The organism is Pseudomonas saponiphila (genome assembly GCF_900105185.1).
Lineage (GTDB): Bacteria > Pseudomonadota > Gammaproteobacteria > Pseudomonadales > Pseudomonadaceae > Aquipseudomonas > Aquipseudomonas saponiphila.
This window is the reverse complement of record NZ_FNTJ01000004.1, coordinates 1-22,840: the sequence shown is the minus strand read 5'-3', so window position 1 is coordinate 22,840 and position 22,840 is coordinate 1. Positions and strand designations below refer to the sequence as shown.

General features: G+C 59.8%; 29 protein-coding genes and 1 pseudogene. 8 read left to right on the top strand and 22 right to left on the bottom strand.

The genetic code is table 11. The annotated features are described in order from the left end of the window. Positions 1–8: 8 nt before the first annotated feature. From BLV47_RS34915 to BLV47_RS34865, 11 genes are all read right to left on the bottom strand, one after another. Positions 9–749, bottom strand: coding sequence for a hypothetical protein (locus BLV47_RS34915; RefSeq protein WP_244169013.1), 741 nt, complete (start codon positions 747–749; stop codon positions 9–11). Positions 750–864: 115 nt separating this feature from the next. After that, the gene (locus BLV47_RS34910; protein ID WP_092321017.1) at positions 865–1,416 is read right to left on the bottom strand and encodes a hypothetical protein; all 552 of its coding nucleotides are present in this window, start codon (positions 1,414–1,416) and stop codon (positions 865–867) included. Between the two features lie 51 nt (positions 1,417–1,467). Further along, on the bottom strand, positions 1,468–2,499 hold the full coding sequence (locus BLV47_RS34905; RefSeq protein WP_092321016.1) for an ATPase, T2SS/T4P/T4SS family: 1,032 nt from the start codon (positions 2,497–2,499) through the stop codon (positions 1,468–1,470). A gap of 11 nt (positions 2,500–2,510) precedes the next feature. After that, entirely contained in the window at positions 2,511–2,687 is a 177-nt protein-coding gene (locus BLV47_RS34900; RefSeq protein ID WP_208605350.1) for a TraB/TrbI/VirB10 family type IV secretion system protein, read from the bottom strand. 131 nt (positions 2,688–2,818) lie between these two features. Beyond that, on the bottom strand, positions 2,819–3,688 hold the full coding sequence (locus BLV47_RS34895; RefSeq protein ID WP_223198360.1) for an HD-GYP domain-containing protein: 870 nt from the start codon (positions 3,686–3,688) through the stop codon (positions 2,819–2,821). Between the two features lie 83 nt (positions 3,689–3,771). After that, complete coding sequence (locus BLV47_RS36865) at positions 3,772–4,038, bottom strand: DUF3391 domain-containing protein (RefSeq protein WP_336509734.1); 267 nt, start codon at positions 4,036–4,038, stop codon at positions 3,772–3,774. 156 nt (positions 4,039–4,194) lie between these two features. Next, complete coding sequence (locus BLV47_RS34885; protein ID WP_001054412.1) at positions 4,195–4,575, bottom strand: hypothetical protein; 381 nt, start codon at positions 4,573–4,575, stop codon at positions 4,195–4,197. Next, a complete protein-coding gene (locus tag BLV47_RS34880) occupies positions 4,572–4,898 on the bottom strand; it encodes a hypothetical protein (protein WP_000091614.1) in 327 nt (108 codons plus the stop codon). Before BLV47_RS34880 ends, BLV47_RS34885 begins: the two co-directional genes overlap by 4 nt. A gap of 23 nt (positions 4,899–4,921) precedes the next feature. Beyond that, entirely contained in the window at positions 4,922–5,257 is a 336-nt protein-coding gene (locus tag BLV47_RS34875; RefSeq protein ID WP_000741275.1) for a hypothetical protein, read from the bottom strand. A gap of 14 nt (positions 5,258–5,271) precedes the next feature. Then, on the bottom strand, positions 5,272–5,607 hold the full coding sequence (locus tag BLV47_RS34870) for a helix-turn-helix domain-containing protein (RefSeq protein ID WP_001172026.1): 336 nt from the start codon (positions 5,605–5,607) through the stop codon (positions 5,272–5,274). Next, complete coding sequence (locus BLV47_RS34865) at positions 5,588–5,965, bottom strand: type II toxin-antitoxin system RelE/ParE family toxin (protein ID WP_003151133.1); 378 nt, start codon at positions 5,963–5,965, stop codon at positions 5,588–5,590. Before BLV47_RS34865 ends, BLV47_RS34870 begins: the two co-directional genes overlap by 20 nt. A gap of 191 nt (positions 5,966–6,156) precedes the next feature. Between BLV47_RS34865 and BLV47_RS34860 the strand changes: the two genes are divergently transcribed. Further along, entirely contained in the window at positions 6,157–6,759 is a 603-nt protein-coding gene (locus tag BLV47_RS34860) for a recombinase family protein (protein WP_010465829.1), read from the top strand. Further along, a complete protein-coding gene (locus BLV47_RS34855) occupies positions 6,743–9,772 on the top strand; it encodes a Tn3 family transposase (protein ID WP_010465834.1) in 3,030 nt (1,009 codons plus the stop codon). Before BLV47_RS34860 ends, BLV47_RS34855 begins: the two co-directional genes overlap by 17 nt. On the opposite strand, the gene BLV47_RS34850 is transcribed toward BLV47_RS34855, so the two are convergent. From BLV47_RS34850 to BLV47_RS34805, 11 genes are all read right to left on the bottom strand, one after another. Next, positions 9,729–10,826, bottom strand: coding sequence for a TrbI/VirB10 family protein (locus BLV47_RS34850; RefSeq protein WP_092321015.1), 1,098 nt, complete (start codon positions 10,824–10,826; stop codon positions 9,729–9,731). The two genes, BLV47_RS34855 and BLV47_RS34850, sit on opposite strands and share 44 nt — an antisense overlap. Further along, entirely contained in the window at positions 10,823–11,704 is an 882-nt protein-coding gene (locus BLV47_RS34845) for a TrbG/VirB9 family P-type conjugative transfer protein (protein WP_233462760.1), read from the bottom strand. The genes BLV47_RS34850 and BLV47_RS34845 overlap by 4 nt, the downstream gene beginning before the upstream one ends. Then, positions 11,701–12,426 carry a VirB8 family type IV secretion system protein gene (locus BLV47_RS34840; RefSeq protein ID WP_092321014.1) on the bottom strand — a complete coding sequence of 242 codons (726 nt, stop codon included), beginning with the start codon at positions 12,424–12,426 and terminating at the stop codon, positions 11,701–11,703. Before BLV47_RS34840 ends, BLV47_RS34845 begins: the two co-directional genes overlap by 4 nt. Next, positions 12,423–12,614 carry a hypothetical protein gene (locus tag BLV47_RS37225; protein WP_032491391.1) on the bottom strand — a complete coding sequence of 64 codons (192 nt, stop codon included), beginning with the start codon at positions 12,612–12,614 and terminating at the stop codon, positions 12,423–12,425. The genes BLV47_RS34840 and BLV47_RS37225 overlap by 4 nt, the downstream gene beginning before the upstream one ends. Before the next feature lie 92 nt (positions 12,615–12,706). After that, positions 12,707–13,771: a TrbL/VirB6 family protein gene (locus BLV47_RS34835; protein ID WP_092321013.1), complete on the bottom strand. Its 1,065-nt coding sequence runs from the start codon at positions 13,769–13,771 to the stop codon at positions 12,707–12,709. A gap of 12 nt (positions 13,772–13,783) precedes the next feature. Then, positions 13,784–14,029: an EexN family lipoprotein gene (locus BLV47_RS34830; RefSeq protein WP_019692591.1), complete on the bottom strand. Its 246-nt coding sequence runs from the start codon at positions 14,027–14,029 to the stop codon at positions 13,784–13,786. A gap of 5 nt (positions 14,030–14,034) precedes the next feature. Then, positions 14,035–14,808, bottom strand: a complete 774-nt coding sequence (locus tag BLV47_RS34825) for a TrbJ/VirB5 family protein (protein ID WP_092321012.1) — start codon at positions 14,806–14,808, stop codon at positions 14,035–14,037. A 1-nt stretch (position 14,809) separates the two neighbouring features. Beyond that, positions 14,810–17,458, bottom strand: a complete 2,649-nt coding sequence (locus tag BLV47_RS34820) for a VirB4 family type IV secretion/conjugal transfer ATPase (RefSeq protein ID WP_092321011.1) — start codon at positions 17,456–17,458, stop codon at positions 14,810–14,812. Further along, positions 17,458–17,748 carry a VirB3 family type IV secretion system protein gene (locus BLV47_RS34815; protein ID WP_092321010.1) on the bottom strand — a complete coding sequence of 97 codons (291 nt, stop codon included), beginning with the start codon at positions 17,746–17,748 and terminating at the stop codon, positions 17,458–17,460. The genes BLV47_RS34820 and BLV47_RS34815 overlap by 1 nt, the downstream gene beginning before the upstream one ends. Positions 17,749–17,823: 75 nt before the next feature. Continuing rightward, on the bottom strand, positions 17,824–18,123 hold the full coding sequence (locus BLV47_RS34810) for a TrbC/VirB2 family protein (protein WP_092321009.1): 300 nt from the start codon (positions 18,121–18,123) through the stop codon (positions 17,824–17,826). Between the two features lie 175 nt (positions 18,124–18,298). Then, positions 18,299–18,964, bottom strand: coding sequence for a lytic transglycosylase domain-containing protein (locus BLV47_RS34805; protein ID WP_092321008.1), 666 nt, complete (start codon positions 18,962–18,964; stop codon positions 18,299–18,301). A gap of 273 nt (positions 18,965–19,237) precedes the next feature. Between BLV47_RS34805 and istA the strand changes: the two genes are divergently transcribed. The 6 genes and pseudogenes from istA to BLV47_RS36375 all read left to right on the top strand — a co-directional run bounded on the left by istA (position 19,238) and on the right by BLV47_RS36375 (position 22,826). After that, positions 19,238–20,923 carry an IS21 family transposase gene (istA, locus tag BLV47_RS34800; RefSeq protein WP_062838241.1) on the top strand — a complete coding sequence of 562 codons (1,686 nt, stop codon included), beginning with the start codon at positions 19,238–19,240 and terminating at the stop codon, positions 20,921–20,923. Then, positions 20,811–21,566 (top strand): annotated as a pseudogene (istB, locus tag BLV47_RS34795) (IS21-like element IS1474 family helper ATPase IstB). The gene istA and the pseudogene istB overlap by 113 nt, the downstream one beginning before the upstream one ends. 223 nt (positions 21,567–21,789) lie before the next feature. Next, positions 21,790–22,107, top strand: a complete 318-nt coding sequence (locus BLV47_RS36035; protein WP_143038402.1) for a hypothetical protein — start codon at positions 21,790–21,792, stop codon at positions 22,105–22,107. A gap of 126 nt (positions 22,108–22,233) precedes the next feature. Then, the gene (locus BLV47_RS36380; protein ID WP_167365760.1) at positions 22,234–22,443 is read left to right on the top strand and encodes a hypothetical protein; all 210 of its coding nucleotides are present in this window, start codon (positions 22,234–22,236) and stop codon (positions 22,441–22,443) included. Beyond that, positions 22,403–22,681: a DNA ligase-like domain-containing protein gene (locus tag BLV47_RS34790; protein ID WP_092321007.1), complete on the top strand. Its 279-nt coding sequence runs from the start codon at positions 22,403–22,405 to the stop codon at positions 22,679–22,681. The genes BLV47_RS36380 and BLV47_RS34790 overlap by 41 nt, the downstream gene beginning before the upstream one ends. Beyond that, on the top strand, positions 22,671–22,826 hold the full coding sequence (locus tag BLV47_RS36375; protein ID WP_167365759.1) for a hypothetical protein: 156 nt from the start codon (positions 22,671–22,673) through the stop codon (positions 22,824–22,826). Before BLV47_RS34790 ends, BLV47_RS36375 begins: the two co-directional genes overlap by 11 nt. Positions 22,827–22,840: the final 14 nt, after the last annotated feature.

The following is a 22,840-nucleotide window of genomic DNA, read 5'->3' as shown; positions in this document are numbered from 1 at the left end:
TCTGCACGTTAAAGCCCCTTGGCCATGCGCATTTGCGCGATCCGCTCATGTGACACACCTGCGAGCTTGGCCAGCACGCTATTTGGCACCACGCCGAACAGATGCACGTACCGATCAGCACGCGACACGCGCTTATAGGGCGCGATACCCAGGAACTGCCGGCGTGCCTCTACGACCGCATAGGCCACGCCTACGGTGCGGCTCAGTTTGGCGGCAGACATGGTGCCCAGGAGCGATTCGTAACCGAGTCCGGGGCCGTGGTAGTCCTCGACCGGCGCCGGGCTGGCCAGGTCGGGGGAGGGCGCCACAGCATCCAGGCCGAACGCTTCGCGCAGCGCCTGCACGACTTCTACGGCCACGCCCGAGGCCTGGGCTATGTCTTCATCGGGAACCAGGCCCAGCGCGTTCTTGTACGGCCTCACAGGATGATCGAGCGGCAAACGCTGAATACGGCGTGTGACCTTGGAGCGAGGCGCGATGCCCTGGGACTTGCGGTAAGCCTGGATACTCTTCACCGACACCCCGCTTTTCTCAGAGACAGACCTATCCGACTCCAGGCCCAGCAGATGCTGGTATGGGGCAAGGGCTACTGCGACCGAGTAGGCCTCGATTCCGAATTGAACACGTCGGCGCCGTATGCTGCCCTCGCTGGTTCCGACCAGCTTGGCCAGGTCCCGGTCGGAAAGCTTGCCCAGCTTCCAGTCGTACCAGCGGGCCACACCAATAACCGTCCAGTTAGTTTGCTTCACAATCTCCCCTCGTAACACAACATCTTGTGTCGCTGGCCAGCTGATCGAGCACAAGATATAGCGGCAAGCAAAAGCCCCGCAAATGCGGGGCTTCGTTTCTGGTCCGAGCGCTAGATCAAAGTTGCATTCTGCGCCGCTGCTCTTCGCTCACAGCGGCGCTAACCAACGTCAGCAGTCGGTCTACCGGCTTTTCTACCGACGCGCCGAGGAACAAGCGCTGTGTAGCGTTGTATACCTGGCCGTTGGCAACAACGTTGACCATGAACTGCCAGGTACGCGAATCATCGCCGATGGCGATGGCGCGGCGTGGCTGAACCTCTTGGATCGATGACAGGCGAATCCATCGCCAGTCATCGGCGCTGTAGGCAGGGGTACGGCCTTCAACGCTGGGATAGACACGCAGCCAGATCGGCAGCTCACCGTGGACGGCAATGCCATCACCGCCCAGCAGGTCCACGACCACGGCCATGACGCTATCGAACTCTCGGGCGCCGATCTCGCGCACGGACGGCACCAGTTCTTCCAAGCCATGGCGACCAAGCAGCAGCAGTTGGTCGTAGACATCGCGTGGGCCTGGCTCGCCACAGTCCATGGCGACAAGGTTTTCATGTACCGCCTTGGTGATCTCGGTTGCGGTGGCAGTCCAGATATTGGTTGCTTCTGTCATGCGTACTTCTCCTTGGTTTTAGCCCTGCAGGGCGCTAAGCGGCTTGAGTTCCTACACCGCAGCCATTGCTTGTTTCTTGAACATCGGGTCGTACAGGATTTCCAGCACTTCCCGTTTTTCCATGTACACGACCACATCTAACGTGGTGTTGATGGTTTTCATGATGACGTCGTAGTCGAGCGCCCGACCGATTTCCGAGGCCTTTACCAACGTGGCGATACGCGCTGGGGTGCTGGCCGCGCTGTCAGCGTGGGTCGAGAAAATGCCCCCAGGGTGGCCCGTGTTCGCGCCGGCTAGGTAGTCCCAGGCAGCATCGTCGCGCAGCTCGGTCAGGAAGATCCGGTCAGGGGACAGACGCATGCACAGCTTGAGGCATTCGCGGGCTGACATTCGGCCATCGCCTTCCCCGTACATCAGATAGCCGACTTCATCGAGCCGGTTATCGTCGATTTCGTGCGTATCTTCCATCAGCAGCACACGCTCAATCGTAGGCACCGCACCCATCAGCGAGCGGGTGAGCGTGGTTTTGCCGGAGCCGGTAGGACCGGCTACGGCAATGTTCCGCTTAGTCTTGACGGCCTGCGTCAAGAAGCCTTCCACGTCACCCTTTTCCAACAGCTCAAGCAGTTCTTCCTCGAACGGCTCAAGCGTGAATTGCTCAGACTGCTTACGGTGCCGCACCTTGGCAAAGCGGCCTTCCTGGGCGAGCTGGGCCAAGCTCTTCGATACGGGCAAATGCTTACGGATCGACATGAGCATGGTCCCCTCGACAGTCGCAGGGGGCCAGCAGAACGTCCCCCGAGATCCGTCCGGCAACTTCACGTAGCTAATAGGCGTGCGGCCGAGTCCATTGAGGCTCAGCAGATGGTCATTCAAGGCCCACAGGTAGTCGTAGGTGATCCGTGGGTCGGCATGCAAGACACGCCCTTTGGGCGTGTCACATACCACCTGGCCAAACTTGTTCACCCGGATCTCGAACACTTCTGGATCGTCGAGGTACTGGCGAAGCGGGGCGAAGTTCGCCGCCGCCAGGGCCATGTCCATGTCTGCTAAAGCCAGGTCGATATCGGTCGCAGTATCCATACGTGCCTCCCTCACTCCACCATTTCCAGGCCGTACACATCGCTGAAATCAACGTCACGCGGCACGAAGATCGAAACGGCTTCGCCGTGATTGACGGTCAGAGTTGGCGGGATGTTGATCGTGGCGCGCAACACCTCACGGGCCAGCGAATCGGGGATGTAAGCCGGAACCCCAGAAATTTCCGTCACCCTAGTTGGGTGGGCTCAACACTCGTGTCACCAGCTACCTTCTGGAGAATCGAGCTCGGCCATCCCTCCCTGGACGGGCATCGCTCGACGATGTTCAACGGCTCCCTCACGGGGCCGTCGTTTTGTGGGGGCTATTCCATCCACAAGTCGTCGAGGTTCTTGAAGTTCCAGAGCGTCGGGTCTTCGGGGCCAGTGATACTGTCCTTGCAACTCGTGGCCGCCAGGTCGATGGTCTGCATCGGGATCGGCTCTCTCGAGCGTAGCGAGAAGAACACGCGAACCTTGGGAGTCAGCAGTGATTCCATTCCCGGCTCAACGACAACGGCCAGACGCTGAGAGGACAGGCGAACCAAGGAGCCGACGGGGTAGATGCCCACGGCCTTGACGAAGGCGTGGAAGATGCGTTTGTCGAAATGGCCCTCCCACTTGGCCATCTGCCGCATCGCCGCGGACGGGTCCCACGGCTTTTTGTAGGCTCGCTCCGACGTCACGGCATCATAGACGTCGCAGATTGCGCCCATGCGGGCCAGGAGTGAAATGGCGTCACCGGCCAAGCGATCCGGGTAGCCGGTTCCGTCGATCTTCTCGTGATGGTGCAGGGCAATGTCCACCACCCCGGGCTCGGCCCCGCCTGCGCGCAGCATCTTTGCGCCCTCCACAGGGTGGCGCTTCATGATGGCGAACTCGGCATCGGTGAGCTTGCCTGGTTTGTTAAGCACTTCCAGCGGCATCGCGGCCTTGCCTAGGTCGTGCATCAGTCCGCCGATGCCAGCCAGGCGCGTTTGCTCCTCGTCTAGATCGAGATGCCGGGCCAGCGATAGCATCAGGGCGCAGACGGCAACCGAGTGCAGGTAGGTGTAATCGTCGTGCGTTTTGATGCGTGCGACGCTGATGAGGGCATGAGGTTGGCGCAGCACCGAGGCAGCGATTTCTCCGACCAGCGGCAACGTCGTGCTTGGGTCGACGGCCTTGCCAAGCCGGGCTTCCTGGAACATGTCCATGACTTGGGACTTGGCCGCAAGACAGAGTTTCCGTGCATAACACATTTCGCTCTCCATTGAGGTTGCGCCGTCACTTTTCTTGCTTAGTGGACTAGACGGCAGAGATTGCTCCTCCGACAATTCTCTGGGCTCTGGGCTCTGGGCTCTGGGCTCTCTGGGCTCTCTGGGCTCTCTGGGCTCTCTGGGCTCTCTGGGCTCTCTGGGTCGACTTGGCTTTTGGCCAAGTCGACCCAGACCTCCCCGACGCCACATTCTCGAATGGCAGAGAGATCCTGAGGCTCGGTCAGCAGGAAGCTGCCGCGCCAGAATGGGTGTCGAACCCAAGAGCCGGCGAGCTTGTGGATGTACATGCCGAGACGAAGCTCGGATACGGGAATGCGTTTTACCAACTTATTTTCCTTTCTGAGTTGGGTGGTTAGGCGTGCGCCGAGGCTGGCACCCAGCGGTAGAGCGGAGGTAAGGTCACGCCAAGATTCTTGGATCAGCCGGAACCGCCGAAATTTCCGTCAGCCGATCAACATGGCTTTGTCTCGCGCTCGGTCGATGCGTTCCTGCATCGCCTGCATGACTTCTTCGTGGGTGTACGACTTGGCGTTGGGGTCGTCGGCCTCTCGGAGAGCTTCCTCGACCTCGCGGGTCATCCGCGCATATTCTTCCGGCCACAGCGCTTGCTCCATGCGCAGCGACGCCTGCCCAAGCAGGTGCAGCAGGCCGAACAGCCGCATGTCATTGGTGGCGACGACGTGCTCTCGAATCCGCTCCTGGATCACCTCGCAGGCCCGATGCGCCTCTGGCGTCGCCGTGCCCTCGTAGCCGGCTGGGAGTTCTGCTTCTTCAGCGATTCGCGCCCAAGCGATAGCCAGCGCCTCGATGGTGGACAGGTTCATTTGCTCATCCACTTGCGCAGCAGACGCTTTTTCAGGGAGGCGCGCTCTTGCGGATTGCGTCCCTTGTGGTTGGCAATGCGATCCGCCGTGGCGGCCTGGCGCTTGATGGGCCAGTAGGAGCGGCCATCCTTACCCATCGACCAGACGTTGCTGACCTGGTTTTCCAGTAGAGGCAGATGGGCGCATAGAGCTTCCGGCGACGCGCTGGCCAGCGCGGTGCGCTCGTGGGTTCGCCAGCGCTGATGCCAGAGTTTCTTGTCCTCGCGCTCGCTACGGCAGGTCGTGTGCCCAACGATGGGCGTTTTGCGGCGGCTGCGGCTCATGATGTGGTTGTCTCCAAGAACATTCAGGACAGGCTTTCTGGGTAGAGCGCCGTCAACCGGGACAGGGTTTCTTGCACTTGTTCCAGCGAGGTCATCAGATGATCAACCTGATCCTGAAGATCCACGGCGAGATCAAATAGCTCAGCCACTCGGCTGCGTGATCCCTCGTTGAACGCGGCCATTGCCAGTTGATGCAGCTTCAACAGGTCGGTGCGCAGTTGCGGAGGTGCGCCGTCTGCGCTGTCATTCAAATCGCCGCGCAGCACGTCCACGGCATCGACTGCACGCAGCAGTGCCGTGGTATCGAAATTCTCGGGAGTCAGTTCGTCCCATTCGTCGTCGGTGATGCGGGCTGCCATCAGGAGAGCTCCGATTAAGCGGTTGCGAGCGTTAGATGCCCGATCGGCTCGGCTGCTGGCCGTACCTTGATTTCGATGTCGTAGCCGAGGCGATTCAGACAATCCATCAGCTTGCGTTCGGATAGATTGGTGAAGTCGCCGCGCATCATGCCCGACACCTTCGGTTGCGGGATGCCCATGCGTTTGGCCGCCGCTTGTTGAGTCAGCCCAAGGGCGCGCATGGCCCTCCTGATCTCGACCACCAGGCCGGTCTTGATCTTGAGCTTTTCAGCGTCAGGCAGTCCAAGGTCGGCAAAGACGTTGCCCGAGCTGCGCTGAACCTCGACGCCTTCAATGATTCGTTTTTGCATTTCGTAGCTCCTGTGCCAATACCTCGGCCACCTTCAGCCGAGCGCGGATGATGTCCATGTCGGCCTTTGGCGTGGCGATTCCGCTCTTGCTCTTCTTCTGGAAGCAGTGCAGGACGAACACCGCTTCCGCAAACTTGACCGTGTATACCGCTCGATAGGTGCCGCCGGCATCGTCTTCGACGACCTCCAGCACGCCGGCACCACCGAACCCCTTGAGCACCTTTGCTGCGTCATCCTGATCGCCTATCTGCGCCAACGAGAGCGCGTAACCGAAACGGCGACGCACGTCGGACGGCAACGCCATCAAATCCTTGTGGCTGCTCGCGATCCATTCGAGCGGTTTTTCTTTGTTTGTCATGACGGAATTTTATACCTGTTCAGGTAATGATGTAAACGCGGCAACCTCAAGGAGGTGTCGTAAAACATTTGTTTTGCGACAGGCTGTCAGCCGCCGCTGTGCTACCTGTGCAACACCCCCTCAAAAATGTACGGAAAACTCTATCGCTATTCACTATTATGCGGAAACCTGTTTTTGATGGTTATCCGCCTATGTTGGTTGGCTACATGCGCGTGTCGTCGGACTCCGACCGCCAGAGCACGGACTTGCAGCGCGACGCGCTGCTCGCCGCCGGCGTCGATCCGCGTCACCTGTTTGAGGATCGTGCCTCTGGCGCGAAGGATGACCGTGCCGGCTTGGCGCGGGCGCTTGAGTTCGTTCGAGCCGGCGATGTGCTGGTGGTGTGGAAACTCGACCGGCTCGGTCGCTCGCTGTCGCACCTGCTCGCCATTGTGACTTCGCTCAAGGACAAGCGGGTGGCGTTCCGCTCGCTGACAGAGAACCTGGACACTACGACGCCCTCGGGCGAATTCCTGTTCCAGGTGTTCGGTGCGCTCGCGCAGTACGAGCGCGCCTTGATTCAGGAGCGCGTCGTCGCGGGCTTGGCCGCCGCACGCAAACGCGGCCGGATCGGCGGCCGGCCGCAGGCGATCACTGGTGAGAAGCTGGACGCCATCGTCGCCGCGCTCGATGGCGGCATGTCTAAGGCGGCGGTGTGCCGCAACTTCAATGTCAAGCGCACTACGTTGATCGAAACATTGACGCGAGCAGGTTGGCGTGGTGCGGGAAGGACGGTCGATGAGCAACAAGAATAAGCTACTCACCGTCTTTTCTGACGCAGAGCAGGAAGCCTTGTACCGCCTACCGGACTTCGACGATGCTCAGCGGCTGGAATACCTGGCGTTGGCCGAATCTGAACTGGCGTTCGCCAGCAGCCGGCCTAGCCTGCAGGCCCAAGTCTATTGCGTCTTGCAGATCGGCTACTTCAAGGCCAAGCATGCTTTCTTCCGCTTCGATTGGCATGAGGTCGAGGACGATTGCGCCTTCGTGCTGAGTCGCTATTTCCACGGCGAAGCGTTCGAACGCAAGGCGATCACCAAGCATGAGCACTACAGCCAGAGGGGTCAGATCGCCGAACTGTTCGGCTACCGGTCGTGGGCGGCTAGCTTCCTGCCGCAACTGGCACAGCAGGCTGAACAGATCGTGCGGCGCGACGTAATGCCAGGATTCGTGGCCGCCGAACTGATCGTTTGGCTCAGCGAGCACAAAATCATCCGGCCCGGCCACACCACCTTACAAGAGCTGGTCAGTGAAGCCCTGTCCACCGAACGCAGGCGCTTGGGCGGCTTGCTGGCAGAAGTGTTGGACGAATCGGCCAAAGCTGCGCTGGGCCAGCTCCTGGTGCGTGACGACACCCTGTCTCAACTGGCAGCGCTCAAGCAGGACGCTAAAGATTTCGGCTGGCGTCAGATGGCAGGGGAGCGCGAGAAGCGCGCCACGCTGAAGTCCTTGCACGGGATCGCCAAGGCGCTGCTGCCCAAGCTCGGCATCTCGCAGCAGAACCTGCTGTACTACGCGAGCCTGGCGAACTTCTATACCGTCCATGACCTGCGCCACCTGAAGGCGGAGCAGACCCGGCTCTACCTGCTGTGCTATGCCTGGGTACGTTACCGGCAGCTCACCGACAACCTGGTCGACGCGATGGCCTTCCACATGAAAAAACTTGAGGACGAGAGCCGCACGGGTGCGAAACAGTCCTTTGTCGCCGAACAGCTGCGACGCCATCAGGAAACGCCGCAGGTTGGCCGCCTGCTGTCGCTGTACGTGGACGACAGCGTGGCCGATCCGACGCCGTTCGGCGAGGTGCGCCAACGCGCCTACAAAATCATGTCCAGGGAATTGCTGCAAAACACGGCGCAGCGCATGAGCGTCAAGCCACTGAACAAACTGGCGCTGCACTGGCAGGCGGTGGACGGCCTGGCCGAACGCATTCGACGCCATCTACGGCCGCTGTACGTCGCGCTCGACTTCGCCGGCACGGCCCCCGATAACCCATGGCTCGCGGCGCTGACTTGGGCCAAGAGCGTGTTCGCCAAGCAGCAGCGCCTATCACAACGGCCACTCGACGAATGTCCGGCGGCAACGCTGCCGAAACGCTTGCGTCCGTACCTGCTGATGTTCGATGCCGAAGGCACGCCGACAGGCCTGCATGCCGATCGTTACGAATTCTGGCTTTACCGTCAGGTCAGGAAACGCTTCCAGGCGGGCGAGCTCTACATTGACGACAGCTTGCAGCACCGGCATTTGTCCGACGAGTTGGTTTCGATGGACGAGAAAGCCGCCGTGCTCGCGCAGATGGACATCCCCTTCCTGCGGCAGCCGGTCAGTGCCCAGCTCGATGCACTGGCGGCCGAGTTGCGTGCGCAATGGGTGGCGTTCAATCGCGAGCTGAAACAGGGCAAGCTGACGCACCTGGAATACGACAAGGACACGCAGAGACTGACCTGGCGCAAGCCCAAGGGGGAGAACCAGAAGGCGCGCGAGCAAGCTCTCTACGAGCAACTGCCATACTGCGATGTCGCCGACGTGTTTCGCTTCGTCAACGGCCAGTGCCAGTTCCTGTCGGCGCTGACACCATTGCAGCCACGCTATGCGAAGAAGGTAGCCGACGCCGACAGTCTGATGGCGGTGATCATTGCCCAAGCCATGAACCACGGCAACCAGGTTATGGCACGTACCAGCGACATCCCGTACCACGTCCTGGAGAGTACCTACCAGCAGTACCTGCGCCAGGCGACGCTACATGTGGCCAACGATTGCATCAGCAACGCCATCGCCGCACTGCCGATCTTCCCGCATTACTCGTTCGACCTCGATTCGTTGTACGGTGCCGTTGATGGGCAGAAATTCGGCGTCGAGCGACCAACTGTGAAGGCGCGCTACTCGCGCAAATATTTCGGCCGCGGCAAGGGCGTCGTCGCCTACACGCTGCTGTGCAATCACGTGCCGTTGAACGGCTACCTGATAGGCGCACACGAGTACGAGGCTCACCACGTGTTCGACATCTGGTACCGCAACACGTCGGACATCGTGCCGAGCGCGATCACCGGCGACATGCACAGCATCAACAAGGCCAACTTCGCCATCCTGCACTGGTTCGGACTTCGTTTCGAGCCGCGCTTCACCGACCTCGACGACCAGTTGCAGGAGCTGTATTGCGCCGATGATCTGGCATTGTACGAGAAATGCCTGATCCGGCCGGCTGGCCAGATCGACCGGCAACTCATCGTCGGTGAGAAGGCGAACATCGACCGAATCGTCGCCACACTGGGCCTGAAGGAAATGACGCAGGGCACGCTGATCCGCAAGCTGTGCACCTATACGGCGCCGAACCCGACGCGGCGCGCAATCTTCGAGTTCGACAAGCTCATCCGCAGTATCTACACACTGCGCTACCTGCGCGACCCGCAACTGGAGCGTAATGTTCACCGCTCGCAGAACCGCATTGAGTCCTATCACCAGCTACGCTCGACCATCGCCCAAGTCGGTGGGAAGAAGGAATTGACCGGCCGCACCGACATCGAAATCGAGATCAGCAACCAGTGCGCCAGGCTGATCGGCAACGCGATCATCTTCTACAACTCGGCGATCCTGTCCCTGCTGCTGACGAAGTACGAGGCAGCTGGCAATGCCAAGGCGCTGGCGTTGATCACGCAGATGTCGCCAGCGGCCTGGCGGCACATCCTGCTGAACGGGCATTACACCTTCCAGACTGACGGCAAGTTCATCGACCTGGATGCGCTCGTGGCGGGACTGGAGCTGGGCTGACGGAAATTTCTGGGATTCCGGCGTACAACCCCGAATCGGAGGTGTTGGACGTGTTGTCGAGGTTCACCGTTGTGTCGCTGTTGGACTTGTCGGTGGAGTTGACTAGGGCCTGCATCAGACCACGGCTCAGGTCACTGAACACGGAAATGAACATGGCACCACCGAAGCGATCCCAAAAGTGGGTATCAACCTGGCCAGGAATGCCGGCACTCCCGAGGCGATTGGTGCCAGGCGCATCGAGGTAGGCCACGGCACCGTCGCGGTTGCGAACCCGCGACCACAGCACAAAGGCCCTGGCCTGGCCCATCAGGATGCCGCCACTGACTTCACCAGTGATCGTCGCGCCCTTGTCGATCAGCACCACCGAACCGTCAGCCGAACGGACTTCCTTCGACACCTGGCAGGACACGAAACCAGGGACAGTGGTATCCAGCTCGGTGATGGTGCCGCAGCGAATCATCGTGCCAGCGGCTATCGACATGCCCATGTTTTTCATGAGTGTCGCCCTCGATGCCGCGTACCGGGCGCTGTTCATCCGCGTGGCCAGCTCCGAACTGCTACTGCTGGTTTGTACCGGCTCAGCTTTCTCGCCACGATTAGGCGTGGCGGCTGCTCCCTGGGAGCGCATTTCTTCTGTCGCGCTCGACGCACTGAGCCGGCGCTGCATGGCCTTTTGTTCGGGCGTCAGCTCGACTTTGCCCTGCTGTCCGGGCTGGGTCGGTTGCGCCGGCTGCTGGTAGGTACTCGCTGCTTGTGCCTGTTCGTCTGGCTGCTCGGCAGGTTCGTCCTGGGCGTTCGCTGGCGTGGTTGCGAAGCTAACATTCGGCAGGCTCGTGGATTTGCTGGGCGCTGCTTTTTCGGTCTGCTCCTGCTGGTGGAGTTTCGGCAAAATCACGTTTTTGTAGACGATCCAGCCAATGAGACACAGGGCGATCAGCAACAGCACGCCGATGAACGCTCGCAGGCCTGGAACTTTCTTTTTCGGCCCGCCATCGAAGCCGCCTCGGTCGTCCTCGAACGTGTCCAGTTCGTCGATATTTACGTCGCGGCTCATTCCTCACCCCCTTTCAACACACGCTTGACCTCGGGCGAGTTGGTGCCGGTCTTGCTAGCGCCCAACGCCGGGTTGTAACCGCCATTGACAACACCCACCACGCGATCACCCAGGCGAACCCGCCATTCACGCGCCGTTGTCTCGGCAACGATAATGTTGGAATACTCGCCCTCGATGTGCGTCTGCGGGATGGTCTCCTTGCCATCCGGGCCAATCATGTAGACGTTAGGCAACGCTGCATTGGCCGGAAACTCGAAGTAGGTAAAGCGGAAATCATCCCAGGTGTGGGTCGGCCTGATCTCCAGGCTGTTTTCTTCATCGGAGCGGGTGTAAGCGATGTTCACCGGACCGTTGTTACCCTTGGCCAGCGCCTCGCGAATGCGGCGTTCTTCGAGCTTCTTGTTAGCGACCTTCATGTCTTCAAACGGGTACTTGAAGATGACGCCTACCGTGGCTTTGCGCATGCTCCAGGGCGTCTTGATGAACTCTTCTTTCACCTGGCCATCAGGGCCTTTGACGGCATTGCTGCCGATGTAGTGGAGCAGGAAGTAATACGTCCGCTTGTTGGTCACAACGGTCAGGTTGGTGTCGCTCAGCTCGGCAATTGGCCTGATGAACACGTTGTTGTCTTTGTTGACCAACTCCCAGGCGCTTTTTGCACCGAAGTTATGCGTCACGTAGACCTCATCCGGGGCAAACTGGATGAGCGTTTGCAGACCTACCACCCCGTCAATCTGAACAACGTCCATCGGGTTGTAGATCACCGTCTTGATCCGATAGTCGTAGGGGCTATCTGTCTTCTCGTTAAGCGCCAGGGCAGGCGCTGATACCAGCGCCGCAGCCAAGGCAGTTGCAATAGCGAATTTGAGATTCATCATCGACCCCCTCCGCTGGCAACGGATTCAGCATTGACTCGGTACGAGTAAACGCGGAATCCAGCCGGGTTGATGTAGCGCTCCGCAGCCTTCAGCTCCATGTTGTCGTAGCGATAGGACAGGGTAGCGATCCAGAATTGCGGCGCCTCATCGGCACCACGCGCACGGTACTTTTCAGTGGTAGAGAAGCGAACCGTAGCGGTCCCTTTTTCACGGTCGAGGATGACCGAGGAAACCTTGACCTTGACCGACTTGCGGTCGCCAACGGTCTTGTCCATGGCTTCCTTGGTGCCCCACTTGTAACGCTTCTGATATTCGTCAGCCACTTCGCCACTGGAGGCCATCAGGCGGATAGCGTCATAGTCCACCTGCGCTGTGTTGAACTCGTAGCTTTCGTAATGGCGGACGAATTCAGATACCCAATAGGTATCTGCCACCTCGCCATAGGTGGACTGGGGAGTCAGCAACGTCACCTGTTGGATACTGCCGTCAGTGTTCATAACCAGCATGTGCGCCGGGACCGGCTGGCTGTAGCGGTACATGGTGAAACCAGACACGGCGAACGCCACAGCGGACAGAGCACCCAGCCCAGTCGCCACCCACCAGGCAGCGCGACGGGATTTCAGCACCTCATCGAGCAGATCCGTTTCCAGGTTCTGGCGTTCTTCTTGGAACGCGGCCATGTCGGCCTTGGTAATTGCCTCGTTCTTATCAGCCCGACTCATTCTTTACGTTCTCCATTCGTGGCCTGGGGAATTACCCCGGGGCGTCCTACAAGGGCGCTGGGCAACGTCTTGTTGACCGGCACCAAATTGGTCATGTCAGGCTCAGGTGCGGGCTTGGGCTTGCTTGCGCATCCAGCCAGAGCCGCAACCAGTAAGATCCCGACCAATCCCGTCGAAAACCGCACCATGTGATTTACCTCAGATGAGAAAAAGACAGGGCCATAATAAATCCCTGAAATCATAATTTCAAGGACTTATTATGGCCCAAAAGTGATTCCGTTTAACCTGCTCGGCGTGAACCTCTAGCCATGCCTTGCATGGCCGAACCCACAGCGCTCGCAGCTGCTCCAGCAGCTCCAGCAGCCGCGCCACCGGCTCCAGCAGCCGCTGCGCCACCGCCAGCTCCTGCCGCTCCTGCACCGGAGCCAGCGCCGGCACCGCCTTTGCCGCCGCCACCCGCACCCTGACCCCCCCCACCTTTGCCTGGGCGTTGACGGCCCGGTGCGAACTGCACCGAGACGCCACTGCCCCACGACGCGGCCAGGTCGGGGATCTTCTTGAGGACAAACCACGTCACCACGGTCAGAAGGCCGCAGGTGATGATTGGTACCAAGATCGGCAAGTTGGCTGCCGGATCTGCCGCCGACGCCACCGCTTTTCCGTAAAACTTCATCAGCAGGCCGAAGGTGGCAGACAGCAGGATGGTTATCAGCCCGAAGTTGATAACCGAACCAATCCACTTCGAGAACAGTTCGCGCAGGGAGTCGAACATCAGGCACATGATAAAGATCGGCCCGAAACAGACCGCGATGGCCAGCATAAACTTGGCCATCAGGATCAGGGCCGCACCAATACCGCAGACCAGCACCGTGGACAGAAGCACCGCAGCAGCCAGCAAGAAGCTCGCAAGGCCTGCACCGCTTGTCACACCTGCGTTGTCGAAGGCCTTCTGCGCGGTTTTCAAGCCATTCTCCAGCGCCTTGTCGATGGTACTGGCGACTTCGTTCTGCACGTTGGAACCCGACTTGCCATCGACAATCAGGATCGAGGCGAACTCATCGGGTGTTTTCAACGCAACATCAGCGAGTTCTTTCTGATACCAACCGCCTGCCGACGATATGCTTAGAATGAGGCCCCAAAATGCGAACTTCTTGAGCATGTCCGTCAGCGGCTCGCCGTCACCGCCGTAGAGTTTAAAGGTGCCTTCGACCATGAGAACAATGGTTAAACCTAGGGCAACCAACGGTGTTACAGCGGCAATGATGGTCGCCACGTTCGACGCCACCAACTCCTTGGACACTTCGTCCATGTAGCTGAAAATCTGAGTCGTTGCGTTATAGGCCATTGTTCACCCCCGTCACTTCTTATCGAGCTTGAGGTCGATGCTGTAGTCCGACTGCCCCTTGCCCATGGTCACTACTTGAGCCTCGGCGGCCAGGGCATTCTGGCAATCAGCGCTCACCTGCTCCTTGGCATCGTTACGGCATTCGGCAACGCGAACCGCTCGTTCCTTGTCATGCTGCATGTACCACTCTTTGGTGTTGGCCTCCCCACAAGCGGCCAGGGCAGCGAAGAGTGGCAGCAGGCATACGATCTTTTTCATAGCGGTCATTCCGTGAGGTTAGGGGCTTCGAGACTGTCGTTCTTATCGCCAATGACATAGCGGCGAACGGCGGTCTGTTGTTGTTGTTGCAGCACCTTGTCTTGCGACTGCTGGAGGATGGCCATCAGTTGCAGCTTGGCTTGCTCGCCTTGGATCGCGCCCTGGGCGGTCGAGATCCTGGCTTGCAGGTCTGCAATTTCTTTCTGCGACGTGGTTGTGTCGATCTGATTGGTCAGCGTCTGGATATCTTCCAGTTCGCGCATCTGGTTGTTGTAGGCCTGCTGCGCCATTACGCGGTCATACGCCCCTTTCTCCTTGAGACGCTGGTTCACCAGGTCCAAGGCCTCGCTGCGGCCCATGTTCTCGACCTCGCTATCGAACTGCCCAAGCATGTCGCGCACAGAGCCTGTGATGCTCGAATTGCTGTTCATCGCGTCGGAGTAGACCTTGTCCCAGTCAGCCGGGAGATTCTTCTGCAATTCCCCCGCACTACCAGGCAGCATTCCACCGAACCCGCGAGCGCCGGTCATCGAGGCGTACATGCCTTCTTGGGTTTCCAGCTGTGACTTGAGATTGGCCAGCTGCTGAACCATGTTCTCGACTTGAAGCACGGTGTTGGCCAGCACGGCAGGGTCTTCTACGACGACCTGTGCATGCGAAACGCCGGCAGCGCTCAGGAAGATGGCCATCGTGCAGTTGCGCAGGATGGCTTTTACCTTGGGCGCCGGCAGGCGCATCACGTCTTGGGTGTTCACAGTGGCGAAAACGTACTTTTCCATGTCAGTTGCTCCTGTTTTGTTGCTTGGGTAAAACCGCTTCCCAATACTTCGGCAGCCACGCCTCTGGCTTGGCGTTTGGATTGGCGGCAAGGATGCTTTCCAGGCGGTCCGCATTGTCCGGGGTGCCCGAGAGGATGCTGATCGCCTTCTCCATCCCGCGCAGATCCATGGTGGCAATGGCCGATTGACTGCCCTGCTTGACCAAGAACTGACGGCTGAACTCAGGAATGTTAAGCAGCGCCTGATATTCCGCCTCGGTCAGTTTCAACCCCTTCATGTAGTCCACTGGGTCAGCTTCCGGGTTTTCCAGCAGGATCTTGGTGACGCACTGCTGCATGATCGTTTTGCCGATCCGGCTTTCCAGGGCGTCGTTTGGTTCCTGCGTGGAAAAGACGTAGATCGCGTCCTTTTTCCGGTCGGTCTTCAAACCGCGCTTCACTTCCACATCCATGTAGGGGTCGTCCAGATACTGGGCGAATTCGTCAAATACCTGAATCACCCGGCAGCTACCATCGATGGCCAGGCGAACCCGATAAAACAGGTACATCAGCAACGGCGTGCGAGCTTGGGGGGCCGGCTGATCCGGGGCCACGATAAAGTCGGTCAGGTCGAAGCCGAACACCTTGTGCGTGTCGAAGGTCAAGGCGTCGGACGGGTTATCGAACAACCACCCATGTTCTCCACCTCGGCACCAGGGCTTGAGCATTTCAGCCAGCGACAATTTCTGCTGGTTATTGACCCGCGCCGCCGCAGGGATCTGGCGCCAGATCGCATAAAACGAACGCAGCTCCTTGGCGACCAGGCCACTGACCATCACATGGTCGACGGCCTTGCCGATGAGTTCCACGTCGGTCTGTTCAATCGGGCCGCCGTTCGTGGTTTCCGCGCAGATCCTGATCAGACGCTTGACCATGGCAACGTTGGCGGTAGTCGGCTCGATTTGTGCCGGCTGCCAGCCCGTCGATTCACCCTCGCGCAGCACGGTATAGCGCCCTTCCAAGGACGTCACCAGCGGCATCATGCCCCGGTCTTTGTCGTAACAGATCACCCGTGGCTCGAACTTGCTGGACTGAGTAATCAATGCATTGAGCAGGGTCGTCTTACCGGCGCCGGTCTGGCCCAGGATAAGGGTGTGGCCTGGCGGGCGCTTGCCAAACGACTGTTCTTCCATCGGCGACACGTGCCAGTTGAAGAACAGCGGCGTACCTGCCGTGGTCTTGAACAACGTGACCGCTGGTCCCCATGGGTTGTTGTTCGCCTTGCCAGTCATGAAACCGTGAAACGGCGAGAAACACAGGAAGTTCCAGCTATTCACTGGGACCGGGCGGGGAACAAACGCATGGTTGGCCGGCAGCATGGCGTAAAAGGCAGCCTCGGATGCGAGGCCAACCGAGTCAGCCTTGATACCGCAGTCGGTCATCATGCCCTTGGCCTTGCGAGCCAGTTTCTGTACGCCTTTCGATGTGTTTGCCCAAACGTGGATGGTCGCATGATGGAAACCCATGACGAACCGCCGCGAGGTCACATCGTCCTCGGCGTCTTCCAACTGCCGGATCTGCGACTTGCCCTTGTCCTTTGTTTCCAGCATCGATTTCTGCTGGTTAGACAGGAATGACTGAGCAGCCCCCAGGGACATGCAGCAATAGGATTGGGTCAGCACGTATTCAAAATCTGCTTCCATCAGCAGATTGAGCTGGCCAGGCTCCGTCTCATCGTCGTAATCGACGATCTCAACACCTGCCATGTAATCCACGCCATCGAAGCGGCGGCGCTGGATTATGTCGCCCCAAATAGAGGAAACGGGCCGGCTTTCCATCAAATATGTGCGTATCTGTGAGCGGCAGACGGGTACTGGCTGCCAATAGCCGTTGATGAGGAACGAGAGCCATTCCAGGGCAGTAGAAAATGCCCGAAGGCTGCCGGCGCTTTCTTGCGCAGGAACTGCCGGCGCCGGCGCGCTCGCCACCGTATCGGCCAACAGGTCGTCAGGATCGATATCGAAGGCATCAGCCTCAAGCCCGGTTTCATCAGCCAGCCAGGAATCATCGTCCTGATCCTGGGCAATGGTGATTTCGCCGCGGCTGTTGCGATAGTAGACGCCCAGTCGCTCAATACCGTAAGGCTTGAGCGTGTGCATGATGCGGCTGCTGATCTCTTCCAAGGCGCTCAACGCCTCGTTACGCATGTCTACCAACTCCTCGCGGGTAGGGCGCTCCATCTTGGAAAAGACCTTTTGCGCCAGATCACCAACAGGGTTGTAAACCACCGTGAGGTAGAGATCATTCACCATCAGCGGCTTGGACTGGAAGCTCTTGCGGTAGCTGTCGTCAAAGTGTTGGGCGAACGCCAGGTTCCACTCCGTTTCCGGGTAGTCGTTGACCTCGCGGTGATGCTGATGGGTCCAGTATTTGACGTGCTCGGTGCTGATCTGCCTGAACATGGTGTTCAGGTCGCGGTGCCAGCGGATCAGGTCGAGATCCGAGGCGCAGTCATGCGTGCGCCCGCGCAGTTTGAACATCGTCAGCAGCTCACCGTTTTCCGTGCTGATTACGTGGTCGGTGATGTGATGCTGATACGGTAGGAATTTTTTGAAGGCTGGTTCCTTCGTGAATTTTTTTACGCTCTTTACATCACGGGCTGTTACGGCCATTAGTCTTTATCTCCGTAGTCCCTGGGCGAGTAGCTAGACCCACCCCACAAGTTCGTAAATGACGATTCAGACCTGTTCACAATCTTGGTTTTCCAAGCCAGGTAGAGAATCCGAAAAGCTCGGTCATCGTGCTTGGTGATGCACCATTCGATGACAAACAGGAATACGAACACCCCAATGGCCCACAGGTGGATGAACTGGAACAACGCGCCGCAGAACATGAAGGTGACTAGCAACACAGTTCGAGGCACACCAGCTAAGGTCGGCAACCGAGTTGCCCCTTTGAACAAGGGGAACCGTCCTTGTGAGAAATTCAATTCGATAACCTCCCAAGGGCGGGACCAAAAGGCCCCGCCCTTCTGGTATTAGCCGAAGAAGAAACTGACGATGTAACTGGCAGAGCCAGCACCGATCATTGCCAGGGCGCCACGGGTAGCGAAGTCAGCGCGAACAACGTGCGCCCACCAGAGGATGCACAGCACCGCCAGTACCACGGCGCAGGCAAGCGGAATCCACGTATCGAGCCAGGTTTTCATCGAGTTCAGCGAAGAGTTCGCCGTATCAACCCCCGCTGCTTGGGCCAGACTCGACCCGAAGATACACAGCAGAACCATGCAGACCATGCCCAGTTTCTTGCCGTTTACACCAACATTCAGTTTGTCCATATTTCACTCCGTTACTGGTAAATCAAAGTCCGTTAATAGAAGCTCACACCGTTCGATGCTTAGCTTTTCCCTCAGCCACTCGGCCAACAGTCGAAGATCAGCCCACGTTCTAACCTCCCCTGTATCCTTTACACGCAACGAACAGCACACCGTTTGCCCGTCGTCGCTAATGACTTCAAAGAGTGGAAGCCATTTCTTTTCTTCCAACCTCTGAATCCATGTCCGTATTAATTTCTTCTTGCTGCTCATGTCCTCTAATTGTTTTTGCTGGATGAGAAAGACCTTCATTTGGCGCTCCGTCATGTTGCCGCGCCATCACCTCGAAACCGTCTTGAGTGCTGTTGGCAAATCCGTCCGGGGTTGAATCATCGAACCCACCAGACCGACCTAACCTTGCGTTTTCAGCGGGTAGCGCGTTCTCCTGCTCAACGCTACTCCCCACCTGGCCGCCTTCACTCTCCACTCCATCGACGCGCAGCGCAGGCACTTTCAATGTGTTATTGGCTTGAGCCACAGCCAGAATCTTTCCCACATATCCGTTCGTGAAACCGTCCCGCTGATTGCCGGTGTTGTAGCAACTAAGGGCATGGCGTAATGCAGCCTGCCCCTCCTGATTAGTCGCTACAGCGGCCCGGTAGCAGTCCGACAAGATTCGGTCCAGGGCGGCCAGATTCTTACACGGCTCAAGCATGTCCACAGCAGAAACCCCTAACGCTGCCAAGTTCCCCGACCAGATTTGCCCATAGCCGGTATCGAAACTGGCGCCTTCGCGAGCAAGCTTTTCGACTACTGCCTTCGCGTCCTCGAAGGTTTCTGTCTTTGGCTGCTTACTCCAGGGCACGCCGTTTACATGGACTGCAAATGGGTTATTTCTCGACTCATGGCTAACTGCGGATTTCGGAGCACCGTGACCGGCCGTTTCGGTTGATCGTGACCGGTCATTTCGCTAACGCGTGACCGCTCATTTCGGTAGCAACGTGACCGATTTTCCGCCTGTTCCGAAACAGGTGGTCACGGCTTACCGAAATCGCCGGTCACGACTTAGCGAAAGCCTTCCCCTTCGTTGCGCATGACCTGATGCGCCGCCATCCTCGACCGATTTCGGGAGAGGAAGATGGCGGCGCCGCGAGTAGCCATGCGAAACATCAAAGAATGTCTGCGCCTCAAGTTTGAGGCCGGCTTGTCCCACGAGAAGATTGCCCGTGCCTTGCAGCTGTCCAAGGGCGTGGTTAGCAAGTACATCGCGGCGGCGCGGGTGGCCGGGCTGGACTGGCCGGCGCTGGTGGCCATGGACGAGGCCGCGCTGGCGGCCGCCTTGTTTGCACCGACGTCGACGAACAAGCCGCGCGGTGAGCGAGTGCTGCCCGATGTGCTGAGCATCCACCGCGAGTTGCGACGCAAGGGCGTGACCTTGCAGCTGCTGTGGGAGGAATATCTCGCCGCGCATGCGGGCCAGCCGACCTACCGCTACACCCAGTTCGTCGAGCACTACCGGCGCTACGCCCAGACGCTCAAACGTTCGATGCGTCAGCTGCACCGTGCGGGCGAGAAGCTATTCATCGACTATGCCGGGCCGACGCTGCCGGTGGTCGACCCGGCCACCGGCGAAGTGCGCCGGGCGCACATCTTCGTCGCCGCCCTGGGCGCCTCGAATTACACCTATGCCTGCGCGACGCCAGGCGAAACCCAGGTGGACTGGCTGACCTCGCTGGGCCAGGCTCTGACCTACTTTGGCGGCGTGCCGGAAATGGTTGTGCCGGACAATCCGCGCGCCCTGGTCGCCCAGCCGGATCGCTACGAGCCGGGCCTGAACCGGGCCACGCTGGAGTGCGCGCGTCATTACCAGACGGTGATCCTGCCGGCACGGCCACGCAAGCCTCAGGACAAGGCCAAGGCCGAGGTGGCGGTGCAGGTGGTCGAGCGCTGGATCATGGCGCGGCTGCGCCATCGGCAGTTCTTCAGCCTGCATGCGCTTAACCAGGCCATCGCCGAGCTGCTGGAGGATCTGAATCGGCGCCCGTTCAAGCGGCTCGATGGCTGCCGGCGCGACTGGTTCGAGCGCCTGGATCGCCCGGCCTTGCGAGCGCTGCCGGTGCATCCCTACGAGGTCGCCACCTTCAAGCGCTGCAAGGTCAGCATCGACTACCACATCGAGGTCAATGGCAGCTTCTACAGCGTGCCCTCCGCCCTGGCCCGGCAGAACGTGGACGTGCGACTGACGGCACACACCCTGGAAGTGCTGCATGGCAACCGGCGGGTGGCCAGCCACCTGCTGCTGGGGCGACGCGGCGCTTACAGTACCCAGCGCGAGCACATGCCCGCGGCGCACCAGGCGCATCGCGAATGGACGCCACAACGCCTGCTCGACTGGGGCGCGCGGATCGGCCCCTACACGCGCCAACTGATCGATCACCAACTGACCCACAAGCCGCACCCGGAGATGGGCTACCGCGCCTGCCTCGGCCTGCTCTCGCTGGCCCGGCGCTATGGCAATGCACGCCTGGAAGCCGCTGCCGAACGTGCCGTACACCTGCGCGCCTTCACCGGGCGCAGCGTGCGCAACCTGCTCCAGCAAGGCCTGGATCAACAGCCGCTGCCCCAGCGTGCCGCCGAAACGACCTTACCCGGCGACCACGAGAACGTCCGTGGCGCCGACTACTACCAACCCCCGCAACAGGAGCTGTTCGATGATGCCGCAACACACCCTGAATCAACTGCACCAGCTACGCCTGGACGGCATGGCCCGCGCCCTGGAAGAGCAATGGACGCTGCCGGCCAGCCACAGCCTGAGCTTCGATGAACGCCTCGGCCTACTGCTCGACCGCGAACTGGCCTGGCGTGACAACCAGCGCCTGGTACGGGCTGCGCAAGAAGGCCAAGCTCAAGTACGCCAACGCCTGCCTGGAAGATCTCGACCGCCGCACCGGACGCGCCCTGGACGAGCGTCTGATCGCCACCCTGGCCAGTGGCGACTGGATCCGCCAGCAGCACAACCTGCTGCTGACCGGCCCGACCGGTGCCGGCAAAACCTGGCTGGCCTGCGCCCTGGGCAACCAGGCCTGCGCCAGGGGCTATAGCACCCTGTACCTGCGCACCCCGCGCCTGCTGGAACAACTGCGCATCGCTCATGGCGACGGCAGCTTCGGCCCGTTACCCTGCAACAGCTGGCAAAGGTCGACGTCCTGGTGCTGGACGACTGGGCGCTAGCCCCGCTGGAGGAAGGAGCCCGGCATGACCTGCTGGAGGTGATCGACGACCGCGCTGGCAGCCGCTCCACCATCCTGACGAAGCCAACTGCCCATCGAGCACTGGCACGGCTGGATCAACGGACCCGACCCTGGCCGATGCCATCCTCGACCGCCTGGTGCACAACGCCTACCGGACTGACGATGAAAGGCGAGTCGCTGCGCCGAAAAAAAGCCGAGGAACAAGCCGCATCGTGACCGATGCGATTACAATCCAGAACCCGCGCAACCGGGGTGGAAGCACCGGTCACGTATTAGCGAAACGCTCGGTCACGTTCACCGAAATCCGCACCTGGTCACCCTGTCATTCGTCTCTGGAATTGCGGCCTGAACATCCCTCTGGCCCGGCATCTCCTGATCTACCGGCACGCACCTGCCACCTTGAAGATTGCCTCATCACCAACCAGCAAGAGGCATCACCATGTCGCAAGAACTGCGCACCCGCTTCACCTTCACCGAAGGCTCCAGTGACAAGGAGTACATCATTCAGCTTAAGGCCCGCGACGGCGGCTTCGTCCTCATCACCTATCACGGTCGCCGTGGCTCGACCCTGACCGAGACCCTGAAGACCAAAGCCCCGTCGAGTACGATGTTGCCAAGAAGGCCTTCGATAAGGCCGTCAATGAACGTCTCGGCAAGCGCTATGTGCCTGATGGCGACCAAGGCGCGGCGATGGTGTCTGCCGGTCAGGAGCTGTTCCCACCGGCCTGATCCCCCACCTGCTCAACGTGATGACTGAAGCCGAGCTTGAGCAAGCCATCGAGGATGATGGCTGGGTGTTGCAGGAAAAGCACAATGGCCACCGCCCGCGGCTTTGCCCTGAACGAGTCGGCCATCATCAGCGCGAACCGCAAGGGCTTTCTCGGTGGCCTACCCGAGCGAGGTGTCTGGCGATCTGGAGCGCTGCTGCGTCGATTTCCTCCCCCTGACCGTTGACGGCGAGCTGATCGGCACCCGCTATGTGGTGTTCGATGTCCGTGAAGTGCGTGGGCAGCGTGTTGAAGCGATGTCGCTCGAAACGCGCCTCGAAACACATGGAGCAGCTGCGCGCTGCCCTGTCGGCAGGCGGGTCTAAGCATGTTGAGGTGGTTGTCAGCGCCTATACCCCTGAAGCCAAGCGCCAGCTCTTCGAGCGCGTCAAAGCCGAGAAAGGTGAAGGCGTCGTGGCCAAGAAGCGTGGAACCCCGTACACGCCCGGCAAACCGGCGTCTGGCGGTACTCACCTGAAGTTCCCGTTCCTCCAGTTCACCACTGCGATCGTTACCTCTCAGCACCCCACCAAGTCGAGCTTTCGGTGTCAGCATGCTGGATGAACTGGGCAACCTCGTTTCTGTTGGCAACTGCACTGTGCCGGCCAACAAGAGCACCCCGGCCATCGGCAGCCTCGTGGAGATTCGCTACCTCTACGCGCACAAGGGCGGTTCTCTCTTCCAGCCGGTCTTTCAGGGGTCAGCGTGACGACGTGAGCCGCG